This window comes from Collinsella sp. Sow4_D11 (assembly GCF_052116465.1).
Taxonomy (GTDB): domain Bacteria; phylum Actinomycetota; class Coriobacteriia; order Coriobacteriales; family Coriobacteriaceae; genus Collinsella.
The window spans coordinates 1-15,171 of the sequence record NZ_JBQKLA010000018.1; the positions used below are offsets into that span (position 1 = coordinate 1).

The following is a 15,171-nucleotide window of genomic DNA, read 5'->3' on the forward strand; positions in this document are numbered from 1 at the left end:
TGCGACACATCTGGTGTGTCCATCCTCGCAGTATCCGGTTCTCAAGGTGCACGCCTGCGCCGGTTCCCGGTCCGACCGGGCCGCGCGGCAAGGAGATATATTGCCAGACCGGAGGGGCCCGCGGGGCGGGAATCACGCACTCCATATTTTGTTCACAAATAAATTGATCCTTCAGCTGTTCCACTGAAGTCATATCTGAAGCATCGGCTTCTGGTATTGGCGATGACCAGCTGGTTTATAGGTGTTGAGGTATCGGTCATCTCTGGTGCGCTACTTTACTCTAACGGCATCTGGTTTTGGTTTCCTGTCGGTAAAAGGCTGGTTTTGGCCGCCAGGCGTCCTTATATATAGAGAAGATCGGGTTCGAACCCGTGCACCGGCAACAAAAAAGCGGCCGGCATCCGCCAGTCGCTTTTCTATTCTATGGTGGGCCGTCAGGGGTTCGGGCCCGCTGCGCGGGCGGCCGCTTCGGCGCCTCCGCGCCTCGCGCGCTGCGCTGGCAAACGCTGACGCGTTTCCTCAGCTCCGCGCCCTTTCGGGTTCGAACCCGTGCACCGGCAACAAAAAAGCGGCCGGCATCCGCCAGTCGCTTTTCTATTCTATGGTGGGCCGTCAGGGGTTCGAACCCTGGACCTTGGGATTAAAAGCGGAATATCGTTTGATTTTAGAATTGAGCAGTGCTACCTTACACCCACTCTGACCTGCGGTTTCATTAGACTGAAGGGACTGCAAGGACAGGGCTATTCCAATCACAATCGGTACACCCCGCGGTACACGCGGGGGTACATCCGCAATCGTGGAGGCCCCGTGAAACCCAAGCGCTACTACACCTCGTCCTGTCTCATCCCGTACCGCTGCGGCGGATGGCGCGGACGTCTGAAATTCAAGAAACAAGACGGAACATATGGGCAGGTCAGCAAGGTCATGGCCGCCAAATCGAAACGTGCAGCTCAGGCCGAGTTGAAGGAATGGCGCGAAGAGATGGAAGATCTTGCACAGAAGAAACTTAAACTTGGCAGCATGGCCCATAAGACAGTGAAAGACCTGCTAGACGGCTATATCGACATGCTCAGTGCATCCGGCTCAATTGAGTCCTCAACCGTCTACGACTACCGCGGTGCCGCGCGACTCGTTGAGCGCAGAATCGGCGGTATTGAGTTCGATTCGCTGGATGTAACAGCAGCTCAAAACTGGATTAACTGGGCCGTTGAGGAGGGCTACAAGCCATCCACCATCCGCAAGAGCGTGACATTGCTCAAGGCCGCCTACCGCGACGCCGTCGGCAGGCTCCGCGTGATCGACTACTCCCCCGTTGACTGCGTTCGCGTGCCCAAGGCCCGTCACCGTGAGCCCAATGCGCTGGACGAGCGCGAGCGCGGACGGCTGCTCACATTCCTCTCCATTGCTCGCGACTGCCCCGAAAACGTGGGGATCTACCTCGCACTTCTCACAGGCATGAGGCGCGGAGAACTACTCGCTCTGAGATGGCGAAACGTTGACTTCGAGCAGAGGATACTCCACGTCAAAGCATCTATCGGCTTCGGCGAAAACGGCCATTACGAGAAAGAGCCAAAAAACGGCGGGAGCCGGAGGAGCATTCCCATGCCGGATGAAGTCGTGGGGATCCTTACACGCCGCTTAACTTCAGCACGCGCCGAGTGCTTTAAGGCAGGCGTGCCATTCGAGCAATCGATGTTCGTGTTGGGCGGCCCTGACGGCGAGTTCATGGCCCCCGAGCGCCTGTCGCGTCACTGGGCCGTCACGGTTCGACAGTTAGGGCTGGTGGGCTCGGAGGGCGAGCCGCCCAAGTTCCACGACCTGCGTCACACGTTCGCCACCGCAGCGATCCTCGCGGGGACGGACATCAAGTCCGTGTCCTCGCTCCTGGGCCACGCCAACGCTGCCATGACGCTCAACATCTACACGGGCGTCAACCCTCAAGCAAAGCGAACGGCAATGGATGCTGTGGCGGCAACGATGACGGCGGCACCGCCTGCGACTGAAATCTTGGAACTACGAGCGGTCGGAAAATAGGGCTATGCGGCGTCCAGATACTGTTTTTTTGGCCCGTAAAAACATGAGCCGTCCTTCGGTGCCGACCCTTCTTTTTCAAGGCCGAAAATCGGCTCTGATTTGAGCAAAAGACCAGCTAGACAGCTGTTTCTTATAGAGACTATTCAGACTATTCAGACAATGAAACGGAGGTGAACCATGCTCGAATTCAGGATAAGCGGCGAAACTGCCGAGGTCGGTTGCCTGGCAGACCAGCTGGAGAGGGCGGGCTATGTCGTCAGGCGCTCGAAGCCCTATCGCAACAGGGACGAGGAAGGTTGTCGGATCTATCTCGAACTGGATGAGGACAAGGTCATGGGCTGGATGCTTGCCAACCTTGAAAAGCATCCCTAGACGACCCCACACAATGCCCGCCTTTCGGCTAAGGCGAAAGGCGGGCCCGAGTACGGAAACCCACCGTTTAGAGCGGGACAGACTTAATCGGGCGAAATGACCGTAAGGGTAGGTTTTTGAAATACGCAAGAGTCGTACGCTGCCGTACAAAACTGCGTTTTGCCCGTCCGCGTACGCGCCGAAACCTACGGTTCGGCGCTTGTTAGGGCTCTGCCCTAAAACCCGGCGCCCTGCAGGGCGAAACCCTCGTTCTCATAACCACAGATTTAAGAAAGCAATATGCCCCATGCTCGGGCTTGTCACCATTTGGCACCGCGTGGCACCAAATGGGTCCGCACTGGGGTTACAAGCGACTTAGTCTTTTATTAACGGCAAAAGCCGTCCAGTCTTGTGAGCCCAGAACGGGCCAGAAAGGAGCGCGACTATGCGCAAATCAGAGCAGGCCATCGTTGAGCGGTTCCGCGCGGGGGGCTACACCTCGCTACCGCTACTTATCACACCGAGCACTGCTGAAGCCGCCGTTGGGATCAGCGCCAAACATCTAATCCGCATGGTCGAGCGCAGCGACATTCGCGGAGTGCAAATCGGCCGTTGCTGGAAGATCAATCGCGATGACCTGCTGAGCGTCTGCGGCCTGCGCGACAGTAATAAAGGCGCAGCATAATGACTCGTTCGATAAGTGATGACGAAGCAATCGAAGCGGCATGGGATGCGCAGCTGCCCTCGCTGCGAATTGAGCTGCCGATAACAAACACCCTCGAACTCAAACAACTGTATGCAGCTCGCGGTGACAGAACATACGCAGATATAGGCGTATGGCTCGCAATGTGCTCGCTCGCATCATCGACTTCAGGTCACTCATTGCCAGCAGACAACGAGCTGCTCGCATTGCAGCTTTATGGATCGCGCGGCAAATCGACCATCGCGGCCGAACATGTAAATGCGCTGGCCGCAGCAGGGCTCGTTTTTGTGGGCACTGACGGATTACTGTATTTACCAGCAATCGAGTCTGAATTTGTTAGGCACGGAAAAATGATCGTCGGCGGCACCCGTGGCGGGCGTCCTAAAAAGAAACGGAGGCGATAATCATGGATGAAGATCCGCCTAAAAAAGCAGCGCCGCCGGAAGTAGTAGCTCCGGCGGCGCCAAGCACCACGAAGAGTGCGATTAGCATTAAAAATACTATATCACGTGAACGGTTTACACAGCTCAGCGGCTCTGAACCACCACAAATCTGCGCCGCTGCAAGTGAAGCCGAATTATCGGCAAGAGCACGGCTCCGCGCCGACAAAAGCAATCGTTGGCTGTACCTCGTTGCACGGGGGAAACTCGAGTTAGAGCTCATGCTCGAGATACTGCGTTACGAGCGCATCGGTACCCGCAAGGGATACCCCATTTGTGGGCTCAAAAAGTCCAATCAGGACTTGGCCGCGTTCTTTGCCGTTGGAAACGACAGCATGTCCCGAACGAAGAACGCACTATTACGGCGCGGTCTAATCGACGCAGTCGATGGAGTCCTGCAACTGCGGTACGCTGCTGTCCTCAAAGCCGCCAAGGCTAAAGGTTGGAATCAATAAAGGACTCGGTAAAACAGAGGCTCCCACCCATTCCGAGCGGGAGCCTCTTCCCGAAGTGCTCCGGTCGTATTATCAAGAGCAGGGCGAAGCCGAATCGACCGAAGAGCGAAATGGCGCGGAGCAAATTCGCACCTGGTTCCATGAAGCCAGTCCATCTATCCGCTTCGGGCCTATTTCGTGGCGCCGCAGCCAGAGCAGCGGTAGCCGGTGAGGACCTGCTTGGTCCCGGTCTGTACCTGATATGTCTCCTGATGCGTCACTGCTTCATGGTGAACGGTTGTGTAATCATCCACGGTGTAGTACGAAACGGGCGTTCCAGCCATTGCCATTTTCTTGCAGTAAGCAGCAAGAGCGGCATTGTCGTAGAAAACCGTACCATCTGAACAGACAGCATGCGAGCCACTTAGAACCTGCTCGTCCCATGCGTCCTGGTCTACAACAGTTCGAGTGCGGGTCTCGTATACGGGGTCGTTGCGGTACTGCGCCTGCCACGTATGCTCATGGGACGGCTTGCCGGAGGAGCCGGAAGAGGGCTTGGAGTCGGATTTTGACGGCGCGGAGTCGGATTTTATTATGTAATGGCTTAGTGTTATTGAAGACTTACTTACTCACTGTAATCATGTTAGCACACCGACCAAGGGTTTCTATGAGTCCTTATTTGTTCCACCCTTTGGCAATAGTCGCTGTCGTCACGAGCAAGCCGCTTGCGACTACCCACGCGGAGTTAAACAATAATTGCAAACTGAAGCTGCAAATCCACCCGACAAGGCTCTTTTATAAAACCCATTGTTTAGACGACCAGCAATCTCATCAGGCTCTCACCTTGAATAGTTTCCCAGCCAATCTGCGTGACTGCCTCCGACAGCTGTCTATCATGCGTAACCAACAGTAACGCGCCAGAGAAACCGCTCAGCATCTCCTGCAGCGCCTCAATAGAACCCACATCAAGATGATTCGTCGGCTCGTCGAGTACGAGGAGGTTGGGATTCGTAACAAGCTGTTCAGCAAGCATGAGTTTGCGGAGTTCGCCAGGACTCAAATCGTCGCCATCGAGCAGTTTGTCAGGGTCGGAGTTCAACCGCGCCACGATGGAGAGGATGCGACCTTTCGTCTCCTGGTCCTGGTCTCGGAGATGCCTCAGTGCTCGCTCGCGTTCCTCTGGCCCGACGTCCTGGGGAACGTACGCAACTTTGACATTGTCGGGGACAGATTCGATGACGCTTCGTACCACCAGGCTCTTTCCCGTTCCGTTCGCACCGGTCAACACCACGTGATCCGTTGGCGAGATCCAGAGCTCCGGCACATCTATCGAGAACTCGCCAGCAGACAGTCGCGATGCCTCCAAGTGCGCCACGCAACTTGAGCGCGCAGCGACGCCGAACTCGCCGATACGATGGTCGTATCTTTTCGAGACGGTTTTCTCAGAAAGCTCTGCCTCGGCCTTTGCGAGCCGCCCGCTCATTTTGGACGAGAGCTTCCCTGCAACGCCGTCCTTTCCAGAGACTATGGCGCGTCCGATCTTCTCCCGAGCGTCGCTGTCTTTTTTGCTCAAGCCGCGCTTGCTTCGCTTGCCCTTCTGACGTGCCGCCTCTTCGCTCCTGCGCTGGGCTTCTGCCTTCAGGCGCTTAGCTTCACGAGAGGCTTGCTCGCGATCCCTCATCGCAGAGGCGCGTTCGCTCGCCGCCTGGTCGCTTGCCTTCGAGTACCCGCCGGGGCGCATGGTCCAACGCGTGCCCTCGCACATGAGGCTCTGGCCCACAAGGCCATCGAGCAGATCCCTATCGTGCGAGATGAGGATGCCGATGCCGCTGAAGGAGGCCAGCGCCTCCTTCACGATGTCGCGCGTGGCGGCATCGAGGTCGTTGGTCGGCTCATCCATGATGAGGACATCTGGCTGTGCATAGAGGGCGCACGCGATCTGGAACCGCTTCTGCTGACCGCCCGAGAGCGTGTCGTAGCGCCAGAACCAGTCGTCTTCGATGCGGAGCAGCGCCCTTGCCCGTTGCGCCTCCTTGCCCCAATCCGATGCGAGATCGAAGAGCTTGTCTGGCTCTTGGGTCGAGTCTTGCTCGCAATACGACGCGAACAGATTCGGGCTCACCGTCCCGGAATCGGGTGTAATAACGCGGGCGGCGATACGGGCGAGCGTGCTCTTCCCGCATCCGTTGTCGCCGATGATGCCCGTCCATCCCGATGGGAACGTGGCGCTGACGTCTTCGATGGCTGGCGATGCCGTACCGGGGTAGGTATAGCTGATGTGAGTGAGATTCAGTTGCATGGCGAGCTCCTTTGAGAGGAGGTCGCGCAGGGGTCAGGCACGCGATGTATGGATTTGGAACGAGAAGGCACTGAAGCGATGCGGCACCCTGAAGCGCGACCGGATGTACAGAATGGTCGTATGGGGTACCCGAAACGGGCATCGCTAGTTCTTCATCTAACCTGACCTAACTCGAAGCGGCGCTTGCCAAAGGCCCCGCTGGATGATTGATATCTAGGATTATAGCATGGTAATTGATAATGTCAATATAGTTTGTGCCACATTCACCAACATATCGCGCCGGTTGCACCAACATATATGCGCCATGTGCACCAACGCGTTTTCACCGGTTTCGGCGCGCCCGCCGACTCATTCCTCCCTCTTCTTCTCCGCGGGCAGGTCCTTAAGCCTGTAGGACCTGCCCGTGATCTTTATCATGCTGCAGTGGTGGCAGACCCTGTCGGCGATGGCGCTCGCCGCGACCTCGTCGCCGAACACCTTGGCCCAGCCCCCGATGCCCACGTTGGTGGTGATGATGGTGGACCGCTGCTCGTACCGGGTGCTGACCAGCTGGAACAGCAGGTCGGCGCCGCCCTCGTCGATGTTCAGGTAGCCCAGCTCGTCGATTATCAGCAGCTTCGAGTGGGCGTAGTACTTGAGCCTCTTCTTCAGGATCCCCCTGGACTGGGCGTCCCTCAGGTCGTCGACCAGGCGCGCGCAGTCCATGAACCGCACCTCCCTCCCGGCCCTCACCGCCTCGACGCCCAACGCGATCGCCAGGTGCGTCTTGCCGACCCCCGGGCTGCCCACGAGCAGGACGTTCTCGGCGCGATCGACGAACCGCAGGGTCGCCAGCTCCTCGACCTTCGGCCTCGGCACCGAGGGCTGGAACGACCAGTCGAAGTCCGCCAGGGACTTGACGTACGGGAAGCCCGATGACCTGAGCCTCTGCCTCAGGATACGCTGCTCCCTCGACCTCACCTCGGCGGAGGTCATCTCCGCCAGCGCCGACACGAACTCCATGTCGCCCTCCGAAACCATCCTCATGTAGTCGGGCAGCGATGCCGCCATCTGGTCCAGTTTCAGGGTGGCCAGGTTTCGCTGCGCCCTGACGTAGGGGCTCGCCTCCGCGATCGCGCTATCCATCGACTTCCCCCATTTCCTCCAGGAGCCTGAGGTTCTCCATGGCCGCCTCCCTGATGTCCGCGTCCGCGTAGCGGGATTTCCCCTCCAGCGCCTCCATGTAGTGCTCGTCTGTATAATTGAACCTGCCGGTGCCCTGCGACGCATCGTGGACGGCGACGAGCTCTCCGGCGACGGTGACCCTGATCTGCCCGCCCGGCATGGTGATCACCCTGGCCTTCTTCCCGATGCACCTGCGGGGCACGGACCACTCCCTGCCCGCGGCCCTGACCAGCATGGTCGGGGGCACCGTCTGGGTCCTGACGTCCCCGGCCATCTGCTCCAGCAGCGCCATGTTGCCCACCGGCCGCAGGTGCTCCTTCTCCCTCATGAACAGGACCGCCGGCGGCAGCCCCGTGGTCTCGTTCGGCTCCGCGTTGGACCTGGCCTCTATGTGGGCGATTATGCCGATGAGGTCGTCCTCGTCCTCGAAGTCGCCGTCGTAGACGGAGAGCCTGCCCAGGAAGCGGTTCGCGCTCTCGTCCTTGCCCTTCGTCTCCGGCGAGCCGGGCTTGCAGAGGTGCAGCTCGAACCCCGCCTCCCTGGCGAACCGCAGCACCCGCGGGCTCTTGACGCGCCTGCGCCCCTCGAAGCCGACTATCGCCGACATGTTGTCGGTGAGCCACTCCTCGGCGATGCCCCCGTAGAACGATATCGCGGAGATCCAGCATGCGAGCAGGTCGTCCCTGGTCCTTCCCCTCGTGTAGACGAACCTGTGCATCCTGGAGTACCCCAGGGTGGCGGAGAAGACGTTGAACTCGAACACCTCGCCGTGCCTGCTCACCATGCGCAGGTCCTCCTTCCAGTCGAACTGCAGCTGGCGGCCCATCGGGGTCTCGTATCGGGGATGGGCATCCTGCTCGGCCCCTCCGTCGAAGCGCACGTCGTGCTTGCGGCAGTAGTGCGTGAAGGCGTTGTAGCCGGGCAGGGACGGCCCCTTGCACCGATGCAGCAGGTACTCGTGCACCGCCTTCTTGGTGGCGCCGGGCATCGCGGCCTTCTGCGCGATCAGGTCGCCGTGCTTGTCGAAGCCGCTGGGGCGCCTGCACCTCCCGTCGTCGACATCCCCTCCCTCGTTCCAATACCGTGAGACGGTGTGGCGATCGAGGCCGTATCGCCTTCCGATCTCGCTGAAGTTGGGCTTCAGCCCGAGCTGCCTGTACATGTTCAGCTCGCCCATGATGTTCCTCTCTTCCAATCCCGCTCCTTCCCGCCAGACAGATATCGAGGCGGGAAGAGCATATTCCCATTGGTCAAATCGGCAGAAATACGTTGGTGCGATCGGCGCAACTGCGTTGGTGCGATTGGCGCTGTATGTTGGCATAACTGGCGGGATTTATATTGGCATTAACACAAGTCCGAGCTCATCGAGCGGTTCCTCGAGATCGCCGGCTTCGGGGAGGCGGACGCCCAGTTCGACATCGACCCGGCCGCGCCCGAGTCCGAGCGCCACGACGCCGTCGAGCGCAACTGGCGCAAGTTCGTGGCCGACTCCATGGAGGACGAGATATCCGGCATCATCGAGGCCGAGAGGCTGAAGGCCGAGCCGACGCGCGACCTCATGCACGAGGCGTTCGAGGTCGGCGGCGTGCCGCAGGAGGGCACCGCCGTGACGAGGGTCATGCCGCCCGGCTCGCGCTTCGGCGCGAAGGCCGAGGCGAGGGACAGACAACGCCACCGCGTGGCCGACCTGCTGTCCGGGTTCTACCGCAAGTACCGAAGCCTGACGGCCCACTACCCAATCGAGCTTCCCGAGGATTAGAAAGACAGCATGTAGGCCCTAATGATTCGCATTATCTCGAATCATTAGGGCCTATTCCTGAGTTCAAGAAATCATGACTATATTCTAGGAAGGACATCTGCCTTAATCAAAATGCTCTCCTGCAAACTAAAACGCTGCGGTATCGATCACCGCCAATCGCGGAAGAGCATGTCACCAAAGTGATAACAGAGTCGGACCCAGCGGAATCTGACTTCGCGCTAGCGTGCTCGGACAAAGAATTAAGCCAGGCCTTGAAGTCTGGCTCTCCAGCAAAGTCAAATCGTAGAAGCAAATCAAATTTTTTAGGCACTCTCAAGCCGAACAACGGCCTATAGCGAGTGGTATTGCCATTTGCGTTCGTGAATGTCACGGCTCCAATATTTGCAAAACAATCCGTCCGATAACAATTCTGGAGCTCGGTAAAGCCAAGGTTTCCATATCCCATGTTATGGGCGTACACGAGCATATTCGTACTTGATGGCGATGAGCCTTCAGCTAAAAACGGACACCCGGAGAATGACGGCAAGCGATCGAAACCGTGATTGAGGTAGAGCCCGTTAAGGTCACCCTGGCGGCATGAGACAACGGGCGTTGAGATCGAGGTCCTTTCGACCGTAAGCCAACCGGCATAGTCCGGGTTCTCATCTTTTAGAGACGCGCCGCCGTCTGCTTGCGCTTTCTGCTCAGCCGCATTTGCGACATGTTGCGAGCTCCTGCTTGATGCGACTGCACCAACGGCACAGACAATATGGACGCAAGGGCTTTTTCCTTCCAAAAAAACAGGGTTAGAAATTGACCTCATGTCAATTTCTAACCCTAGAAAGGATTGGCTTCATGTCAATAAAAATTGACTTCATGTCAATTTCGGTTGACCTCATGTCAATTTAAACCCACCCTCAAAAGGGGGCATCCAATTCCGCATATCCGCAGGTAAACAAGTTGCAAAATTGACATGAAGTCAATTCCCCTTTTATATAGATATATAAGTTATAGAAATAGGTGTGGGCTGCCGAATCGTCATGAAGCCCGCCCCACCACAGAGCCACTCGGTTGACCCTTCAATCCGCGCTCGAAGCTCGCGTTCAACGCCCTTCCAACAGCCTGGAGCTAGGCATGGAGCCCCTACGGCTATCGAAAGCGCGCAGAACGCTCGCACTCGCTCGGGCCGTCCCCTGCCCCCTCGGACGGATGGACGGACGCATCAACAATGATCCATCCGTCCGACCATCGGGACGCTATACCCCTCTACAGACAGCCCAGAATTATGGAATCCACGTGATTTGAGGGGTACCGTTTTGGGTACTCGTGGGGTACACAAAGAAAAAGGTCAGAGACAACACCGTCTCTGACCTGCGAAAACTATGGTGGGCCGTCAGGGGTTCGAACCCTGGACCTTGGGATTAAAAGTCCCCTGCTCTGCCAGCTGAGCTAACGGCCCGCGGATGGCATTGTACCACGGTCTGAGACTATTCCCAACTCCATTGGCCGTTCTGGAAAATCACAATTTCACGTCCATCAGGTGTAATGCCCGTAATATCGATGTCGTCCGTGCCAATCATAAAGTCAACGTGCGTGCTCGAAACGTTGACGCCATGCTCCAGAAGTTCCTCTTTGGACATGTCATACCCGCTTTCGATGCACTCGGGAAAACCGACACCCAACGCAAGGTGACAGCTGGCGTTCTCGTCATAGAGTGTGTCGTAGAATAGAATGCCGCTTTCACGAATCGGTGTGTTCTTGGAAATAAGCGCGACCTCGCCCAGATGAGCAGCACCTTCATCGGTTTCAATAATGCTCGCAAGCGTTGCCTTACCCACGCGAGCGTCATAGTCCACTACGCGGCCGTTCTCGAACTTAATCCAAAAATCGTCAACCTTATTGCCGTGGTGAATGAGCGGCATAGCCGAGTACACGATGCCGTCGGCGCGCATACGATCGGGCGAGGTGAAGACCTCCTCGGTGGGAATGTTGGGGAAGAAAGGGTGACCGTCGGGAGTTTTTCCCTTGCCGCCGGCCCACTCATGGCCTTTCGTCATTCCAATCGTCAGATCAGTTCCATTCGAAGCGGTGTAGTGCAGGCAATCAAATTGATTATCGTTTAGGAAGCGCAGGTTCTTTTCGAATGTGGCGTCATGGAGCTCCCAGTCGCTCTCCGGGTCCTGGCCATCAGCACGAGCGGTGTGCAGAATCGCATTCCACAGCTTATAGACTGCAACCTCATCGGCGTCTCCCGGGAATACCTCGCGCGCCCAAGCAGCGACCGGAGCGCCGGCGATGCACCACGGGTTAATGTTGTAGTCCAGTCCACGGCGGAAGACCTTACACTGCATGTTCCTCGCCTTAGAAGCTGCGGCAGGCTTAGCGGGATCGATGCCCTTGAGGGCAGCAGGGTCCGTGCCCTCAATAAAGATAAAGCAGGCTCCGTCCTGAGCCAACGAATCCAGCTGCATGCGCTTCCACTCGGGAGTCTGCTCAAAATAGCTTTTCTCGACATGCTCGTAGGTAAGCCTCGTCACGGCATCGTCAGCCCAGATGACCGTCACGTGACCGGCACCGGCGTCATAAGCCTCCGCAACCACCACGCGCGCAAATGACGCGCACTCGACGGGAGACTGAACGACGACCTCCTGACCGGGCTTAACGTTGACGCCCTTGCGGACAACGAGACGCGCATAATTTCTAATCTTGGGCTCCAGGGACTTCATACCCTCCAGAGCCTCTTCGACCGTCAGGGCAGCTCGAATCATGTGCCACTCCATCTATCTACAGGACAGTAAAAAGGCGCGCCGCAAAAAACGACGCGCCTTATATCTTAGCGATATCTATAGGTTGTAACGCTACTACTTCTTCTTGGAGGCCTTCTTGTCCTCATTGGCAGCCGAGCGCTCGATGATAGCGTTGAGCTTGTTATCGGACATGCCCTCGGCCTGCGCGCGATACATATTACGCAAGGGACGGATGCGCACGAAGTCGTAGATGAAGTCACCCAGAATGACGATGTAGGACAAAACAATGCCGGCCATCTGGACGGGGCTGGACACCATGCCAGCGGGAGCGAAGTACAGCGAAGACCAAATGGCCACGACGAGCACCATGCCGATAGTAAGCACGGCCCACCAGATGCGGCGGCGCTTGGTGTAGTCCTCATCCTGCTTGAGAAGGATACTCGACACCGTGTAGATGCGGTCCTCCTTGGCGCGCCGCTTAGCCTTGCGGGCGCGCTTCTCCTCTTTAGAGAGGCCCTCGAGGCTCTCGCCCTTCTCGATCTCCTTGCGGCGTGCCTTGGATGATGCCGGCACGACGCGAACAGAACTCGCTGCCTGACGAGCTGGCTTGGCGGATGCGGCGGACTTGCGCGCAACCCCGGTAACCTCGTGGGATTGCGTGCGCTTGTTCGTGGCGCTGCGGGTACTCACTTACGCGTTCTCCTTCATGCTTGTAAACTGGGAGCCCGTGATGATCTGGAAGGCCTCGCGATAGCGCTCGGACGTGCCATCGATGACCTCGGCGGGCAGATGCGGGGTCTCCCCCGTCATATCCCAGTTGGCCTTGAGCCAATTGCGGACGAATTGCTTGTCGTAGCTAGGCTGAATCTTACCCTCCTCGTAGCTGGCGGCAGGCCAGAAACGGCTGGAGTCGGGCGTGAGGCACTCGTCGATCAGCGTGACCTTGCCATCGATGACACCAAACTCAAACTTGGTGTCGGCAATGATGATGCCACGGGTCGCTGCATACTCGGCGGCAGCTTTGTAGATCTTAAGAGACAGATCTCGGATCTGCGTGGCGATGTCCTCGCCAACGATCTCGCAGCAACGCTCAAACGAGATATTCTCGTCGTGATCACCGATCTCGGCCTTCGTGGACGGGGTGAACAGCGGCTCGGGGAGCTTGGAGGCCTCGGTCAGGCCCTCAGGCAGCTGGATGCCGCAGACGGTGCCGTTCTCGTCGTAGGTCTTCTTGCCCGAACCGGTCAGATAGCCGCGGACGATGCACTCGATAGGAATCGTCTGGGCCTTCTTAACCAGCATGGCGCGGCCTGCGAGATAGTCACGATACTCGGCAAACTCCTTGGGGAAATCCGCCGGATCGATGGAGACGAGGTGATTGGGGACGATATCGGCAAACTTGTCGAACCAGAACGCCGAGATACGGTTGAGCACCTCTCCCTTAAACGGAATTTCGTCGGGAAGAATAAAGTCGAACGCAGAAATGCGATCGGTGGCGACCATCAACAGGTTTTCGCCGGCATCGTAGATATCACGAACCTTGCCACGGGAATCCGGACGACGCTCCATCGTTGTCACGTGAGTCACTCCTTACCTAAATACGATAGAAATGCGGGTTCTTTCCCGCACGTTTTCGCAAACTCGGAGCGGCAGGGACGCGGCCCCTCCTTCACCGAATAGCGAAAAGCTAGTGCTCCATTGTAGTAGATGCCGCGTCCGCCGTGTGCTCGCGGGGCAGATGAATCGTAAAAGTCGTACCCTTTCCAAGCTCCGACTCCACGGATATGTAGCCATGGTGACGCTCGACGATCTGTTTAGTTACGGCGAGGCCGACGCCCAGGCCGCCAGCTTCGCGGGCGCGGCTGGCATCGGCGCGCCAAAATCGTCCGAAGATACGCGACAGATCGTCCTTGGCAATACCGATACCGGTATCCGAAACGGCAATACTGACATGCTTGCGGTCACTGAGCACCGACACTACGACCCAACCGCCCTCGGGGGTGTAGCGCATGGCGTTGCTCATGAGGTTGATGACGCATTGCGTGATCATGTCGGGATCGGCCTCGACGACATCGTCGTGCCCCTGGGTTTCATCTGCAAAGCGAAGGCGAAGGTCACGGTCGGCAAACAGACGCTCCTGGCCGTTCACAATCGATCGCACGAACGGAACCATGTCCACCGGTTCGAGATTGAGCGGAGCCGTGCTGTTTTCCATACGCGATAGGTCGAGCATCTGCTGCACCAAACGAGCGAGGCGACGCGTCTCGGAAGCGACCGTCTCCAGATGCTCGTCGTCGGTGGGGTACACGCCGTCTTGCATGGCCTCGACCGTTGCAAGCATGGCCATGAGCGGTGTACGAAGCTCGTGTGCGACATCCGAGGTCAGGCGCTTTTCGTGCTTCATATCTTTCTCGAGCGAGGTGGCCATCTCGTCAAAGGTCTCACCCAGCTGATCGATTTCGTCATCGCCGCGCAAGCCCGTACGAGCAGACAGATCGCCGTCGCGAATTTGCTTGGCTGTGCTCGTAATACGATGAATCGGCTTGGTAAGCATGCGCGACACGAGCGATCCGATAACGACCGAGATGCAGATTGCAACAACCGCGGCAAGAACCATGGCGTTAAAGGTCTTCTCCCTAAATGCAGAATCTGCCTTAGTGAGCAGAGCGTCGGAGCCGATAGCCCATAGCTTTACCTGTCCGACATGCTCGCCAGAGGACGTAACGATTTCGACGTTGGCAACGCTATCGGAGTCGGTGGGCGCTGACGAGACCGGGCTATGCGAGGCCTTTTTACCGCTCGAGCTGCTCGACGGCAATTCGCTCTCGCGCACATCGGCGGTCGCACTTGCCGAAGGCCATGAGTCGTCATAAACGACAACGCCCTTTTTGTTGACGACCTGCATACCCAGGTCGTCGGACACCAAGCTCGATGTCGCGACCGTGCGCAGCTCGCCCGCAGTCCAATTGCCGTTTTCCTCATACGACGTCGCAAGCTTTTCGGCAGCAGAATTGGCGATCTCGACGATATTGGAGCGCGTGTAATCCGAAAAGACGGTGCCCCACACAACGGAGACAACGCCCACCAGCACCAATACCGTCATGAGCGATGTCAGGGCAAAAGCCAAAGCCATACGCGAGGGATAGCTCATCGCCGGCCGTGAATCGGAACGAGGCGTGTTCCAACTTGCCTTGGAACCCGCCTCGTTCTCCTGCTTGTGCTTTTGTCCGATTTCAAAGCGCGCAGGTGTCATATGTGATT

15 protein-coding genes and 1 tRNA gene are annotated in these 15,171 nt (G+C 57.8%); 6 read left to right on the top strand and 10 right to left on the bottom strand.

Going from position 1 to position 15,171, the window contains the following annotated elements:
• Window positions 1–184, bottom strand: a 184-nt coding sequence (locus ACTQ40_RS07930) for a hypothetical protein (RefSeq protein ID WP_441563771.1), incomplete at its 3' end; no start/stop codon positions are given.
• Window positions 185–807: 623 nt separating this feature from the next.
• On the opposite strand from ACTQ40_RS07930, the gene ACTQ40_RS07935 reads away from it, so the two are divergent.
• From ACTQ40_RS07935 to ACTQ40_RS07955, 5 genes are all read left to right on the top strand, one after another.
• A complete protein-coding gene (locus tag ACTQ40_RS07935) occupies window positions 808–2,034 on the top strand; it encodes a tyrosine-type recombinase/integrase (RefSeq protein ID WP_154516856.1) in 1,227 nt (408 codons plus the stop codon).
• 177 nt (window positions 2,035–2,211) lie between these two features.
• The gene (locus ACTQ40_RS07940) at window positions 2,212–2,406 is read left to right on the top strand and encodes a hypothetical protein (RefSeq protein WP_154516854.1); all 195 of its coding nucleotides are present in this window, start codon (window positions 2,212–2,214) and stop codon (window positions 2,404–2,406) included.
• Between the two features lie 424 nt (window positions 2,407–2,830).
• Window positions 2,831–3,070: a helix-turn-helix domain-containing protein gene (locus ACTQ40_RS07945; protein WP_441563773.1), complete on the top strand. Its 240-nt coding sequence runs from the start codon at window positions 2,831–2,833 to the stop codon at window positions 3,068–3,070.
• Window positions 3,070–3,492: a hypothetical protein gene (locus ACTQ40_RS07950; RefSeq protein WP_154516849.1), complete on the top strand. Its 423-nt coding sequence runs from the start codon at window positions 3,070–3,072 to the stop codon at window positions 3,490–3,492. The genes ACTQ40_RS07945 and ACTQ40_RS07950 overlap by 1 nt, the downstream gene beginning before the upstream one ends.
• Window positions 3,493–3,494: 2 nt before the next feature.
• Window positions 3,495–3,983: a hypothetical protein gene (locus tag ACTQ40_RS07955; RefSeq protein ID WP_154516847.1), complete on the top strand. Its 489-nt coding sequence runs from the start codon at window positions 3,495–3,497 to the stop codon at window positions 3,981–3,983.
• Window positions 3,984–4,153: 170 nt separating this feature from the next.
• On the opposite strand, the gene ACTQ40_RS07960 is transcribed toward ACTQ40_RS07955, so the two are convergent.
• The 4 genes from ACTQ40_RS07960 to istA all read right to left on the bottom strand — a co-directional run bounded on the left by ACTQ40_RS07960 (window position 4,154) and on the right by istA (window position 8,620).
• Window positions 4,154–4,312: a hypothetical protein gene (locus ACTQ40_RS07960; protein ID WP_441563774.1), complete on the bottom strand. Its 159-nt coding sequence runs from the start codon at window positions 4,310–4,312 to the stop codon at window positions 4,154–4,156.
• Window positions 4,313–4,773: 461 nt separating this feature from the next.
• Entirely contained in the window at window positions 4,774–6,261 is a 1,488-nt protein-coding gene (locus ACTQ40_RS07965; protein WP_154516842.1) for an ATP-binding cassette domain-containing protein, read from the bottom strand.
• Window positions 6,262–6,609: 348 nt separating this feature from the next.
• Complete coding sequence (gene istB / locus ACTQ40_RS07970; protein ID WP_154516839.1) at window positions 6,610–7,386, bottom strand: IS21-like element helper ATPase IstB; 777 nt, start codon at window positions 7,384–7,386, stop codon at window positions 6,610–6,612.
• Window positions 7,379–8,620, bottom strand: a complete 1,242-nt coding sequence (istA, locus tag ACTQ40_RS07975; protein WP_441547966.1) for an IS21 family transposase — start codon at window positions 8,618–8,620, stop codon at window positions 7,379–7,381. The genes istB and istA overlap by 8 nt, the downstream gene beginning before the upstream one ends.
• A gap of 168 nt (window positions 8,621–8,788) precedes the next feature.
• On the opposite strand from istA, the gene ACTQ40_RS07980 reads away from it, so the two are divergent.
• Window positions 8,789–9,184 (top strand): type I restriction endonuclease subunit R, EcoR124 family, encoded by a 396-nt coding sequence (locus tag ACTQ40_RS07980; protein ID WP_441563812.1) that lies wholly within the window; start codon window positions 8,789–8,791, stop codon window positions 9,182–9,184.
• A 1,362-nt stretch (window positions 9,185–10,546) separates the two neighbouring features.
• On the opposite strand, the gene ACTQ40_RS07985 is transcribed toward ACTQ40_RS07980, so the two are convergent.
• From ACTQ40_RS07985 to ACTQ40_RS08005, 5 genes are all read right to left on the bottom strand, one after another.
• Window positions 10,547–10,622: transfer RNA gene (locus ACTQ40_RS07985), tRNA-Lys, on the bottom strand.
• Window positions 10,623–10,650: 28 nt separating this feature from the next.
• Entirely contained in the window at window positions 10,651–11,931 is a 1,281-nt protein-coding gene (locus ACTQ40_RS07990; protein WP_441563776.1) for an aminopeptidase, read from the bottom strand.
• A gap of 93 nt (window positions 11,932–12,024) precedes the next feature.
• Window positions 12,025–12,600, bottom strand: coding sequence for a hypothetical protein (locus tag ACTQ40_RS07995; RefSeq protein ID WP_441563777.1), 576 nt, complete (start codon window positions 12,598–12,600; stop codon window positions 12,025–12,027).
• Complete coding sequence (locus ACTQ40_RS08000) at window positions 12,601–13,479, bottom strand: phosphoribosylaminoimidazolesuccinocarboxamide synthase (RefSeq protein WP_154516897.1); 879 nt, start codon at window positions 13,477–13,479, stop codon at window positions 12,601–12,603.
• 118 nt (window positions 13,480–13,597) lie between these two features.
• Window positions 13,598–15,163 (bottom strand): sensor histidine kinase, encoded by a 1,566-nt coding sequence (locus ACTQ40_RS08005; protein WP_441563778.1) that lies wholly within the window; start codon window positions 15,161–15,163, stop codon window positions 13,598–13,600.
• Between the last annotated feature and the right edge of the window lie 8 nt (window positions 15,164–15,171).

Coding starts and splice junctions, on each gene's coding strand:
- ACTQ40_RS07940 (WP_154516854.1), top strand. CDS start 2,212: ATGCTCGAATTCAGGATAAGCGGCGAAACTGCCGAGGTCGGTTGCCTG.
- ACTQ40_RS07945 (WP_441563773.1), top strand. CDS start 2,831: ATGCGCAAATCAGAGCAGGCCATCGTTGAGCGGTTCCGCGCGGGGGGC.
- ACTQ40_RS07950 (WP_154516849.1), top strand. CDS start 3,070: ATGACTCGTTCGATAAGTGATGACGAAGCAATCGAAGCGGCATGGGAT.
- ACTQ40_RS07955 (WP_154516847.1), top strand. CDS start 3,495: ATGGATGAAGATCCGCCTAAAAAAGCAGCGCCGCCGGAAGTAGTAGCT.
- ACTQ40_RS07960 (WP_441563774.1), bottom strand. CDS start 4,312: ATGGCAATGGCTGGAACGCCCGTTTCGTACTACACCGTGGATGATTAC.
- ACTQ40_RS07965 (WP_154516842.1), bottom strand. CDS start 6,261: ATGCAACTGAATCTCACTCACATCAGCTATACCTACCCCGGTACGGCA.
- istB (WP_154516839.1), bottom strand. CDS start 7,386: ATGGATAGCGCGATCGCGGAGGCGAGCCCCTACGTCAGGGCGCAGCGA.
- ACTQ40_RS07990 (WP_441563776.1), bottom strand. CDS start 11,931: ATGATTCGAGCTGCCCTGACGGTCGAAGAGGCTCTGGAGGGTATGAAG.
- ACTQ40_RS08000 (WP_154516897.1), bottom strand. CDS start 13,479: ATGGAGCGTCGTCCGGATTCCCGTGGCAAGGTTCGTGATATCTACGAT.
- ACTQ40_RS08005 (WP_441563778.1), bottom strand. CDS start 15,163: ATGACACCTGCGCGCTTTGAAATCGGACAAAAGCACAAGCAGGAGAAC.